Below are 11,522 nucleotides of genomic sequence, written 5' to 3'. Positions count from 1 at the left end.
CTTACGCCTTTGCATCGGCCATATCCGGAATGGCTTCGGCTTTATAAGCACCCTGATCGAGCTTCGCCTTCGTTTCGCTGAACGCGTTGAGGGTAGCCTCGATGTCGGCCTCGTTATGCGATGCCGTCGGGATCAGGCGGTAGATGATATGTCCTTTCGGGATAACGGGGTACACCACGATCGAGCAGAAGATGCCGTAGTTCTCGCGCAGGTCCATGACCATCGCGGTAGCTTCTTCCACCCCACCCTTCATGTACACGGGCGTTACCATGGTGTCGGTGTTGCCGATGTCGAAGCCGCGCTCCTTCAGACCGGCCTGCAGGGCAAGGGCGTTCTTCCAGAGCTTTTCGCGGAGCTCGGGCATCGAGCGGAGCATCTCCAGGCGCTTCAGGTTACCCAGCACGATCGGCATGGGCAGGCTCTTGGCGAAGATCTGCGAGCGGATGTTGTAGCGGATATAATCCACGATCTGGCGATCGCCGGCCACGAAGGCGCCGATGGAGGCCATCGACTTGGCGAAGGTGGAGAAATACAGGTCGATGCCTTCCTGCACGCCCTGCGCTTCGCCGGCACCGGCGCCGGTAGCGCCGAGCGTTCCAAAGCCGTGGGCGTCGTCAACGAGTACGCGGAAGTCGTATTTGGATTTAAGATCGATAATTTCCTTCAGCTTGCCCTGGTCGCCGGCCATGCCGAAGACGCCTTCAGTGATCACGAGGATACCACCGGCTTTGTTTTTTTCGGTAAGAGCCGTGGCGCGCTGCATCTGCTTCTCGAAATCTTCGAGGTCGTTGTGCTTGAACACGAAACGGTGGCCGGTATGAAGACGGAGACCGTCGATGATGCAGGCGTGGCTTTCGGCGTCGTACACGATCACGTCGTGGCGCGAGCAAACCGCATCGATGATGCTCACCATACCCTGGTAACCGAAGTTGAGAAGGGCGGCGTCCTCTTTACCTACGAACTCGGCGAGCTCGCGCTCCAACTGCTCGTGGTAGTTGGAGTTACCGCTCATCATCCGGGCGCCCATGGGGTAGGCAAGTCCGAAGTCGCGGGCACCGTCGGCGTCCGCCTTGCGGATGTCGGGGTGGTTGGCGAGGCCGAGGTAGTTGTTCAGGCTCCAGACAATGACGTCTTTACCGCGGAATTTCATGCGGCTGCCGATCTCTCCCTCCAGTTTCGGGAATGCGAAATAACCGTGCGCGCGCTCGCGGTGCTGGCCGAGAGGGCCGTAATTTTTTACCAAACGCTCAAAGATATCTGCCATATGCGTGCTTTTATTGATACGAAAATTGCCGCAAAAGTACGATTTTGATCCCAGATCAAGAGCGCTCTCTGTCCTACCTAGAGCGGGAGCATTTCGGCGGCGAGGCGCCAGCCGCCCGGCTCGTGGCGCCAGAGGCGCACAAAGGCTTGCGGGCCTTCCTTCGGGGTGACCATGCTTCCATACACCAGCGCCAGGTCGCGCGAGGGCGCCAGCAGGTAGCCCGCGCGGCTGCCGGCAATCGTTGCCGGAAGGGCTTTGAGCCATTTGGCCTGCTGCCCCGGCGTCAGCGCATAGGTTCCCTCGTTGCGGCAAAGCATGCTGGTGACCGACAGGTGCGCTACATGCGCGGCGCGCGCGTTGCTGCGAAGCGCCTCTGTAAACAGGCTATCGGTCTGCAGGAGGCTGGCCTCATCACCGGGCGTCTTGCCCGCCGTGAACGGGTACAGCAGGTCGAGGGGCTCGCGGCCGCCCTCGGTGCCGCAGTCGAACAGAAACCGCCATTGACCGTCGGGGCCCTTGTGCCAGATCGTAAAGAAATGACCGCGCCCTGTGGCGCTGTCTTTCTCTGTGGGGCGGAAGGTCCAGGGCCCGGTGGTAAAGCCCCAGTCGCCGGAGCCGGCGAGCTCGGCTACCACGGGTTTCCAATCCAGCTTGCCGGGGCGCGCTTCGCGGGCAAGCCACATATGGTACCCGTTAACAAACGAGTCTTTACGGAACATGATGGCGGTTGTGTCCATGAAAGCAAGAAAAGCGGAGCGCGTGTTCTCGCTCATCGACTTTGCGGCAAAGGCACGCTCGGTGCCGACCATGGCCTGCAGTGCCGCGGGCTGGGCGATGCAATGGCCGCTGACAAGCACCGCGGCTGCGAATAGAAGCTGCTTCATGACCGGAAGATATATTGCAATTTTAATCCATCCCTTGCCGCCGGTCCTTTTTTGAGCCGTAATTTTGCCGCCTACTAAAAACCGGATGATGAAGCGTTTGATGTTGGCAGCAATTTTTTTCTGTACCCTTTTCCGTGCCGGCGCGCAGGCACCGGAGCGTCCCGTGCTCGTAGTGGGCCTCGTGGTTGACCAGATGCGCTGGGATTACCTGTACCGCTTTGCCGACCGCTACGGCAAAGACGGCTTTCAGCGCCTGCTGCGCGAAGGCTTTACCTGCGACAATACCTTTATTCCCTACACGCCTACCTATACCGCCCCCGGCCATACCTGTATTTATACGGGAAGCGTTCCGTCGCTGCATGGCATCATCTCCAACACCTGGTGGGACCGCCGCGTGGATACGACGATGTATTGCACGCAGGACAACACGGTTCGCGGCGTCGGCAGCGACAACGTCTGGGGCCAGATGTCGCCCCGTAACCTCTGGGCCAATACGATCACCGACGAACTGCGCCTGGCGACCAACTTCCGGAACAAGACGGTTGCCATTGCCCTCAAAGACCGCGGCGCCATCCTCCCCGGCGGCCACACGGCCAACGAGGCTTTCTGGTTCGACAATTCGGCCCGCGGCTGGATCAGCAGCACGTATTACGGCAACAGCCTCCCCGATTGGGTGAGCAGCTTCAACGCCAAGGGACTTCCGGCTTCCTACCTGAAACGAAACTGGAACACCCTCTACCCTATCGGCAGCTATGCCCAGAGCAGCCCCGATGCCCAGCGCTGGGAAGGAATGATGCCGGGCGGCAGCAATACCTTTCCGCACCTGCTCGATTCGCTGAAGGGTGAAACCGCGATGAATGCCTTCCGCACATCGCCCTGGGGCAACGAGTATACGCTTGAATTTGCAAAGGCCGCCGTGCTTAACGAGCGCCTCGGCAAAGGCGCCTTCACCGACTTCCTCTCGGTTTCGCTTTCCTCGACCGACTATATCGGCCATACTTTCGGCCCCAATTCCATCGAGGCGGAAGACTGCTTCCTGCGCCTCGACCAGCAGCTGGCGGCTTTCCTGAAGTTTCTCGACCAGAATGTAGGCAAGGGCAAATACCTGTTCTTCCTGACCGCCGACCACGGGGCGGCCCATACGCCGGGCTTTGCCGGCGATCACAAGATCCCTTCGGGCCGCGTGGACGACCGTGCCCTGCAGGACAGCCTCAATGCCGCCGTGGCGCGGACCTTCGGCATCAGCCGCGCCGTACGCTCGCTGATCAACTACCAGGTATACCTCGACGACGAAGGCATCCGCAAGGCCGGTGCCGACCGCGCCGCCATCAAAACATTTATTATGAGCGAGCTGATGCGCCACCCGGGTGTGTCGAAGGTCGCCGACCTCGAAAACCTCGCCGGCGCCACGCTCCCGCCGCGGTTCAAGGATATGGTCACCAACGGCTACAACCAGCAGCGAAGCGGCGACATCCAGTTTGTGTTCCGCCCGCAGTGGTTCGACTGGGGCGGCAATACCGGCACCACCCACGGCGCGCCCTATCCCTACGACGCGCACATCCCGCTGCTGTGGTTTGGCTGGAAGCAAAAGCCCGGACGCCTCGTGCGCGAGGTGTACATGACCGACATCGCCGCCACGCTGGCCGCGCTGCTGCATATCCAGATGCCCAATGCCTGCGTGGGCAAGCCGATTGAAGAGGTCGTTCGGTGAGGTTCTAGTTTGTAGTTTGTCGTTTGTGGTTTGTAGTTTGTAGTTGGCTGGCGCATGCCTGCCGCCTATCCTTCAGCAAGCTCGGGATAACAAAGTCGCCTTGTCACGGTGAGCGCAGCCGAAGCGCCATTACTCCTATTTACCCGCTCTTTGGCAATCTGCCTGTTTTTACGGAATTTCGCGTCCTTATATTAACTTATATACACCCCTATGTGCGGAATCGTCGCCTATATCGGCCCTCGCGAGGCATACCCGGTTATCCTGAAAGGCCTGAAAAGGCTCGAATACCGGGGCTATGACAGCGCCGGCGTGGCCTTGCTCGACAAGGAACTGAACGTGTACAAGAAAAAAGGCAAGGTTGCCGACCTCGAGGAAAGCCTCGTTGGCAAGAACCTGCACTCCCATATCGGCATCGGTCACACCCGCTGGGCCACCCACGGCGAGCCCAACGACCGCAATGCCCACCCGCACCTGTCGGCCTCCGGCAAGCTGGCGATGATCCACAACGGTATCATTGAAAACTATGCCCAGCTGAAGGAAGACCTCATTCGCAAAGGCTACAGCTTCAAAAGCGACACCGACACCGAGGTGCTTCTCAACTTCATCGAAGACATCAAGAACAACCTGGGCTGCCCGCTTGAAGAAGCAGTCCGCGTGGCCCTCAAGCGCGTGGTCGGCGCCTACGTGATCGTGCTGATGGATGAGGACAACCCCGACACCATCATCACCGCCCGCAAAGGATCGCCTCTCGTGATCGGCATCGGCAAGAACGAGCACTTCCTTGCTTCCGACGCTTCGCCCATCATCGAATACACGAAGGAAGTAGTATACGTGAACGACTACGAGCTGGCCATCATCAAGGCCGACGAGCTCATTTTGAAGAACCTGGGCAACGAGCGCCAGACGCCCTTTATCCAGAAGCTCGACCTCGAGCTGGCTGCGATCGAGAAGGGTGGCTTTGACCACTTCATGCTCAAGGAGATCTTCGAGCAGCCGCAAACGATCACCGACTGCCTCCGTGGCCGCCTCGACGCCATCAACGGCTCCATCACCATGAGCGGCATCGCCAAGTATGCCGAGCAGCTGATGAATGCCAACCGCATCGTGATGGTCGCCTGTGGCACAAGCTGGCACGCCGGTCTTGTAGCCGAATACATTTTTGAAGAACTCTGCCGCATCAACGTCGAGGTGGAATACGCCTCCGAGTTCCGCTACCGCAATCCCGTGATCCATCCGGGCGACGTTATTCTCGCCATCTCGCAGAGCGGTGAAACGGCGGATACGCTGGTGGCCATCGAAAACGCCAAGAAGCAGGGCGCGATCATCATGGGTATCGTGAACGTGGTCGGCTCTTCGATCGCGCGTCTCAGCGATACCGGTGCCTACACGCATGCCGGTCCGGAGATCGGTGTGGCCTCCACCAAAGCCTTCACCGGCCAGCTTGCCGTACTGACGATGGTAGCGCTCAAGGTTGCCCTCGAAAAAGGCACCATCACGCACGAGCGCTTCCTGCAGCTGGTGCGCGAGCTTGACGCCATCCCCGAAAAAGTGGCCAAGATCCTCGAGCAGAACGACGCCATCAAAGCGCTCGGTGAAAAATACAAGGACGTATCCAACTGCCTCTACCTGGGCCGTGGCTACAACTTCCCCGTTGCCCTCGAAGGCGCGCTGAAGCTGAAAGAGATCTCCTACATCCACGCAGAGGGCTACCCCGCTGCCGAGATGAAGCACGGTCCCATCGCGCTCGTCGACCCGAGCCTCCCGGTTGTGTTCATCGCCACCAAAGACTCCTACCACGAGAAGGTGATCTCCAACATGCAGGAGATCAAAGCACGCAAGGGCCGCGTGATCGCTATCATCAACGAAGGCGATACGCAGAGCCTCTCGCTCGCCGAAGACGTGATCGTGGTGCCCGAGACCGATGAGATCCTGGCCCCGATGCTCAACTGCATCCCGCTGCAGCTGCTGGCCTACCACATCGGTGTGGCCAAGGGCTTCGACGTCGACAAGCCGCGCAACCTCGCCAAGTCGGTTACGGTGGAATAATCCGAAGCAAAGACACCGCAAGATGCTACCCGATAAACAAGGCCTTTCCCCCGGGAGAGGCCTTTTTCTTTGTTTGACGCCCGCTATTCGTTATTCGCGGGGCACACGGTAATTTCGTAGCATGAATGACATCCGCAAGATCGCGCTTCCCTCGATCGGCTACGGCTTCGTGGACCCTGCCTATCTGCCCGATGGCGCCGACGAATACTACCTGCGCAACCTGCAGAACCGCAGTGGCATCGAGTACCGCAACCTGACAGCCCAGGAGATCGAAACGCTCGTGCGTCATAACAATACCTCCGACGACTGGAACAAGATCCAGGTGTCCGACGCATTCAATGCCGACCTCGTGCGCAACTGCAAATTTTTCGGCCTTGTGCGCATCGGCAAGCTGGAGCGCGTGGCGCTGCGGCACCATAATGTGACGCATCCCGTAGGACTCTATAACAGTACCATTATCTCCTGCGACTTCGGCGACAACGTCGTGGTCGATAACGTCAAGTTTCTGTCGCACTATATCATCGGCAATGAGGTGCTGCTGCTCAACATCGACGAGCTGCATACGACGCAGTCGGCCAAGTTCGGCAACGGCATCCTGAAGGAAGGCGAGGAAGAAAGCATCCGCGTGTGGCTGGAGGTATGCAACGAGAACGCGGGGCGAAAGATCATTCCCTTCAACGGCATGCTTCCGGGAGATGCCTGGCTCTGGGCCAAGTACCGCGCCGACGCCGTGCTGATGGAACGGCTCAAGGAGCTGACACAACTGCGCTACGACGCCCGCCGCGGCTACTACGGCAAGGTGGGCGACCGCACGGTGGTCAAGAACACCAGCATCGTCAAGGATGTGTGGTTTGGCTCCGATGCGTATGTAAAAGGCGCCAACAAGCTGAAGAACCTTACGATCAACTCGGCCCCAGATGCGATGTCGCAGATCGGTGAAGGCTGCGAGCTGGTGAATGGAATTGTTGGCTATGGCTGCCGGATCTTTTACGGCGTAAAGGCCGTTCGCTTCGTCACCGCCTCGCACTCGCAGCTCAAATACGGCGCGCGCCTGATCAACTCGTACCTGGGCAACAACGCCACCATCTCCTGTTGCGAGGTGCTTAACTCGCTCATCTTCCCGGCCCACGAGCAACACCACAACAACTCGTTTCTCTGCGCGGCCCTCGTGATGGGGCAAAGCAATATGGCCGCCGGCGCCACCGTAGGCTCCAACCACAACAGCCGCGCCGCCGATGGCGAGATTGTTGCCGGGCGCGGGTTCTGGCCGGGCCTCTGTGTCAGCCTGAAGCACAACTCGAAGTTTGCCTGCTTCACGCTCATTGCGAAGGGCGACTACAGCAGCGAGCTCAACATCCCCATCCCCTTCTGTCTTGTGTCGAACGACGAAGCGAACAACCGGCTCCAGATCATGCCAGGCTATTGGTTCCTGTACAATATGTACGCCCTCGCCCGCAACGCGCACAAGTACGTCGACCGCGACAAGCGCACCCGCAAGAGCCAGTATATCGAATACGACTTCCTTGCTCCCGACAGCGTCAACGAGATCTTCACCGGGCTGCAGCTGATGGAGCGCTTTGCGGCGCTTCATGCCCGCGGCGGCGATGCCGGCGGCCTTTCCGAGCGCGACCTGGAGGCCGAAGGACGCGCGCTGCTACGCGACGGAAAGCTCGATGCGAAGGCAGGTATCCGCGCCTATGGCTTCGAGAACAATGCGCGGCCGACGATCCTCACGAAGGTACACGAGGCCTGGCGCTGCTTCCACGACCTTATTCATTTTTACGCCGGTATGCAGTTGCTCCGGCAATGGGAACAGGAAGGCTTCGGCTCTTTTGCCGACCTGAAGGCGACGCTGCCGGAAGATCCGCGCCGTGCAGCCTGGCACAACGCCGGCGGCCAGCTTATGCCCGACAAATCGGTGCAAGCGCTCATCGACGGCATCAAGGGCGGAGACTTTGCCAGCTGGAGCGATGTGCATTCGGTTTACGAACTAAACAGCGCCCTGTACGCCGAACAAAAGCGCCATCATGCGCTGGCGGCTTACTTCGAGCTGACCGGCACCGATAGCAGCAGCTTCAGCGAGCCGCAGTTCCGCAAGCTGATGGAGCGCACGCTGGCCGTGAAGGAGTGGATGGTCGAAGGCATCTTTAAAGCACGTGCGAAAGACTACGACAACCCGTTCCGGAAAATGGTGTACGACAGTGAAGAGGAAATGAATGAAGTGGTGGGTCCCCTCGACGAGAACAGCTTTATCCGCCTGCAGCAGGAAGAACTGGCCGAACTGCGCCGCAGCGTGGGCCGCATATTGGAAGGCAACGTGGTCGGCTCCTAACCAGCCCTGTAACGAAAAAGAAAAGAGCCCTTCGATGAAGGGCTCTTTTACTATGGTCAACAACCAAAGATTAGTGCTTGGTCGTAGTCGTAGTCGTCGACTTGGTAGTGTCGGTGTGCATCGTCGTGTCAACGTGAGCAGCAGCCGTGTCCGCAACAACGGGCGTAGTTACAGCCGTGTCAGGAGTGGTAACGGTGGTAGTCGTCTTGGTAGTGTCGGTGGTTGCGCTGTTTTCCGAGTTGCTGTTGCAAGCTACGAGGGTAGCAGCGATAGCGAGAACGCCAAATACTTTTTTCATGATACTTAGTGGTTTTAGTTAACTAATGGGCGCAAAGGTAGCCGTCCATGCCGAAAAAACAAATCACCCTATCGGTTTTTTTCCACAGTTATTTTTTCCGGAAGAAGATCCGCACCGGCACGCCTTTGTAATCGAAGTTTTCGCGCAGCTGGTTCTCCAGGTAATTCTTGTACGGCGTCTTCACTTCTTCGGGGAAGTTGCAGAAGAACGCGAAAGACGGAACAACCGTGGGCAGTTGCGTTACATACTTGATCTTAAGCGCATGCCCGCGGATGACCGGCGGGTGGAAGGCTTCGATGGCCTTCAGCATCACGTCGTTCAGTTTCGAGGTGGCCACCTTGCGCTGGCGGTTTTCATACACCTGCAGCGCGGCCTCGATGGCCTGGAAGATGCGGACCTTGTCTTTCGCCGAGATGAAGATGATGGGAACGTCGTTGAACGGCGCGAGGCGCTGCTTCAGCACTTTCTCGTAATCACGGGCCGTGTTGGTTTCTTTCGCTACGAGGTCCCACTTGTTGACCAGTACCACGATACCCTTGCCCTTGCGGGCGGCGAGGCTGTAGATGTTAAGGTCCTGTGCGGTGATGCCTTTCTCGGCGTCGAGCAGCAACAGGCAAACGTCGGCTTCGTCGACCGCTTTGATGGCGCGGATGACCGAGTAGAACTCGAGGTCTTCGTGCACCTTCGTCTTGCGGCGGATACCTGCCGTATCGATCAGTACAAAGTCTTTCTGGAACAGGTTGTAGCGGGTGTGGATGGTGTCGCGCGTGGTGCCGGCGATATCGCTGACGATGGTGCGCTCCGCGCCAACCAGCGCGTTGAGCAGCGACGACTTACCCACGTTGGGCTGCCCGATGATGGCAAACTTCGGCACACCCGATTCCTGAGCTTCCTCGGGCTCGTCGGGGATGATGGCGGTGACCTCGTCGAGCAGGTCGCCGGTGCCGGAGCCGCTGATGGCGGAGATGAAGTGCATGTGCTCGAAGCCCATGCTGTAAAACTCCGATGCCTCGAGCATGCGCGTGTTGTTATCGACCTTGTTCACGACCATGAACACGGGCTTCGTGCTGCGGCGCAGCAGGTCGGCCATCGACTCGTCGAGATCGGTAACACCGGTTGCCGCATCCACCACGAAGAGGATGGCGTTGGCCTCGTCGACCGCGATGCCCACCTGCTTGCGGATCTCGCGCTCGAACACATCCTGCGAGTCGGGAACAAACCCGCCCGTATCGATCACGTTAAAACTTTTGCCGTTCCAATCCGCAACGCCGTATTGCCGGTCGCGGGTAACGCCGGGCGTATCCTCCACGATGGCCTTGCGCTGCTCGAGCAGGCGGTTGAAGAAGGTACTCTTGCCCACGTTGGGGCGTCCCACGATTGCTACTGTAAAACCCATAATTCAATGTCTGATGGCTGATGTCTGATGTCGGATCTGATCGTACATCAGCCATCCGAGATCCTAAATCAGCGATTTAATATCCGTATTCTCTTAATAACAAATCATTCTCGCGCCACTTCGGCCGCACCTTTACGAAGAGCTCGAGGAAGACCTTCGACTGGAGGAACTTCTCGATCTCCTGCCGGGCCTCGGAGCCGATGCGCTTGATCATCTTGCCGCCTTCGCCGAGGATGATGGCCTTCTGCGACTCGCGCTGCACCACGATGATGGCGCCGATCTTGATGAGCGAGCTTTTGTGCTTGAATTCCTGCACCAGCACCGTCGCCTCGTAGGGGATCTCGTCCTGCAGGTACTGGAAGATCTTTTCGCGCACCATTTCCGCCACGAAGAATTTCTCGGGCAGGTCGGTCATCTCGTCTTCGGCATAAAAGGGCTCGCCTTCGGGCAGCAGCTCGGTGATAGCTTCCAGGAGCGCCGGCACACCGTTGTGCGTCAGCGCCGACAGCGTCACGATCCGCTTGGCGTAGGGCTTGTCCTTGAAGAAGGCCAGCACCTCGTCGAGCCTTTCCTTTTTCACCTTGTCCACCTTGTTGAGCACCAGCACACAGGGCACACGCAGGCGGAGCGCGGTGAAGATGGCGTCGTTTTCCTCGAGGTTGTCGTGAACGTCCACCAGCAGCACGCCCACATCCGCGTCTTCCAGTGCGCTTTTTACGGCGCCCATCATCCGCTCATGGAGCTTGTAGCGTGTTTCGCCGATAATGCCCGGGGTGTCGGAGAAGATGATCTGGTACGTATCGGTCGTGAGGAAACCCTTGATGCGGTGGCGGGTCGTCTGCACCTTCGGCGACACGATGGCCAGCTTTTCGCCGATAAGGGCGTTCAGCAGCGTGCTTTTGCCCGCGTTGGGCTTACCGAATATGTTGACAAAACCAGCTTTCATCGCCGCAAAGGTAAGGCTGAAGCGGCGGACGGCCTCCGATAACGTTCCCGGAGCAGTTGACAGCCCCGTTTGGGCAGTTGAAACAGCCTGCCGGCGGCCGCCCCGGGCGGCGGGGGAACTTTGCGCCATGATCCAGCCAAACAACCCTACCGGTGCCCCGGCCTCCGGGCCTGCCGGAATCCAGCGCCCCGGCCACGACGATTACCAGGAGCTCCTCGACGTGTGGGAGCACTCCGTGCGGGCAACGCACTACTTCCTCAACGAGGAAGACATGCTCCTCTTCTGCGCCCTGACCCCGCAATACCTCGAGCTGCTCGACCTGTACTGCATGCGCGACGCCGGCGGGCGGATCAGCGGGATCCTGGGCGTCGGGTCGGAAAAGATCGAGATGCTCTTTGTGCGTCCCGACGAGCGCGGGCGCGGCCTTGGGCGGGAGCTGCTGCATTTTGCCCTGCAGGAGCTCGGGCTCCGGCGCGTCGATGTAAACGAGCAGAACGAGCAAGCCTGCCGCTTTTACCGGGCTGCCGGCTTCGGGGTCGCCGGCCGCACGACCACCGACGGAATAGGTATGCCCTATCCCCTGCTGCAGCTCGAATGGAAGGGCGGGGCTGCGTGACCGCCGGCGGAACCCGGCGCCAGCGCTGA

Annotated in this window: 9 protein-coding genes; 4 read left to right on the top strand and 5 right to left on the bottom strand. The window is 59.3% G+C overall.

Annotation, left to right across the window (positions count from 1 at the left end):
• Position 1: 1 nt before the first annotated feature.
• Entirely contained in the window at positions 2 to 1,264 is a 1,263-nt protein-coding gene (locus ACYU7Z_RS01475) for an aminotransferase class I/II-fold pyridoxal phosphate-dependent enzyme (protein WP_460566905.1), read from the bottom strand.
• Between the two features lie 77 nt (positions 1,265 to 1,341).
• Complete coding sequence (locus ACYU7Z_RS01470) at positions 1,342 to 2,148, bottom strand: Cif family virulence factor (protein WP_460566903.1); 807 nt, start codon at positions 2,146 to 2,148, stop codon at positions 1,342 to 1,344.
• Between the two features lie 100 nt (positions 2,149 to 2,248).
• Between ACYU7Z_RS01470 and pafA the strand changes: the two genes are divergently transcribed.
• The 3 genes from pafA (at position 2,249) to ACYU7Z_RS01455 (ending at position 8,237) form a co-directional block, all read left to right on the top strand.
• Positions 2,249 to 3,859, top strand: a complete 1,611-nt coding sequence (pafA, locus tag ACYU7Z_RS01465) for an alkaline phosphatase family protein (protein ID WP_460569136.1) — start codon at positions 2,249 to 2,251, stop codon at positions 3,857 to 3,859.
• Positions 3,860 to 4,069: 210 nt separating this feature from the next.
• A complete protein-coding gene (glmS, locus tag ACYU7Z_RS01460) occupies positions 4,070 to 5,905 on the top strand; it encodes a glutamine--fructose-6-phosphate aminotransferase (protein WP_460566901.1) in 1,836 nt (611 codons plus the stop codon).
• 121 nt (positions 5,906 to 6,026) lie between these two features.
• Complete coding sequence (locus ACYU7Z_RS01455; protein ID WP_460566899.1) at positions 6,027 to 8,237, top strand: DUF4954 family protein; 2,211 nt, start codon at positions 6,027 to 6,029, stop codon at positions 8,235 to 8,237.
• A gap of 70 nt (positions 8,238 to 8,307) precedes the next feature.
• On the opposite strand, the gene ACYU7Z_RS01450 is transcribed toward ACYU7Z_RS01455, so the two are convergent.
• The 3 genes from ACYU7Z_RS01450 to era all read right to left on the bottom strand — a co-directional run bounded on the left by ACYU7Z_RS01450 (position 8,308) and on the right by era (position 10,877).
• A complete protein-coding gene (locus ACYU7Z_RS01450; RefSeq protein ID WP_460566897.1) occupies positions 8,308 to 8,535 on the bottom strand; it encodes a hypothetical protein in 228 nt (75 codons plus the stop codon).
• Positions 8,536 to 8,623: 88 nt separating this feature from the next.
• Entirely contained in the window at positions 8,624 to 9,931 is a 1,308-nt protein-coding gene (gene der, locus ACYU7Z_RS01445) for a ribosome biogenesis GTPase Der (protein WP_460566895.1), read from the bottom strand.
• A 76-nt stretch (positions 9,932 to 10,007) separates the two neighbouring features.
• Positions 10,008 to 10,877, bottom strand: a complete 870-nt coding sequence (era, locus tag ACYU7Z_RS01440; RefSeq protein ID WP_460566893.1) for a GTPase Era — start codon at positions 10,875 to 10,877, stop codon at positions 10,008 to 10,010.
• Between the two features lie 127 nt (positions 10,878 to 11,004).
• Here era and ACYU7Z_RS01435 point away from each other — a divergent pair, with 127 nt between their 5' ends.
• Entirely contained in the window at positions 11,005 to 11,493 is a 489-nt protein-coding gene (locus ACYU7Z_RS01435) for a GNAT family protein (protein WP_460566891.1), read from the top strand.
• Positions 11,494 to 11,522: the final 29 nt, after the last annotated feature.

This window comes from Flaviaestuariibacter terrae (assembly GCF_054777635.1).
The sequence above is the reverse complement of the archived record's forward strand: the minus strand, read 5'-3'. Positions and strand labels throughout refer to the sequence as shown.

Bases quoted from the DNA above. Each gene is read 5' to 3' on its own strand.
- glmS (WP_460566901.1), top strand. From the start codon at position 4,070: ATGTGCGGAATCGTCGCCTATATCGGCCCTCGCGAGGCATACCCGGTT.
- ACYU7Z_RS01450 (WP_460566897.1), bottom strand. From the start codon at position 8,535: ATGAAAAAAGTATTTGGCGTTCTCGCTATCGCTGCTACCCTCGTAGCT.
- ACYU7Z_RS01455 (WP_460566899.1), top strand. From the start codon at position 6,027: ATGAATGACATCCGCAAGATCGCGCTTCCCTCGATCGGCTACGGCTTC.
- pafA (WP_460569136.1), top strand. From the start codon at position 2,249: ATGTTGGCAGCAATTTTTTTCTGTACCCTTTTCCGTGCCGGCGCGCAG.
- der (WP_460566895.1), bottom strand. From the start codon at position 9,931: ATGGGTTTTACAGTAGCAATCGTGGGACGCCCCAACGTGGGCAAGAGT.
- ACYU7Z_RS01435 (WP_460566891.1), top strand. From the start codon at position 11,005: ATGATCCAGCCAAACAACCCTACCGGTGCCCCGGCCTCCGGGCCTGCC.
- ACYU7Z_RS01475 (WP_460566905.1), bottom strand. From the start codon at position 1,264: ATGGCAGATATCTTTGAGCGTTTGGTAAAAAATTACGGCCCTCTCGGC.
- ACYU7Z_RS01470 (WP_460566903.1), bottom strand. From the start codon at position 2,148: ATGAAGCAGCTTCTATTCGCAGCCGCGGTGCTTGTCAGCGGCCATTGC.
- era (WP_460566893.1), bottom strand. From the start codon at position 10,877: ATGAAAGCTGGTTTTGTCAACATATTCGGTAAGCCCAACGCGGGCAAA.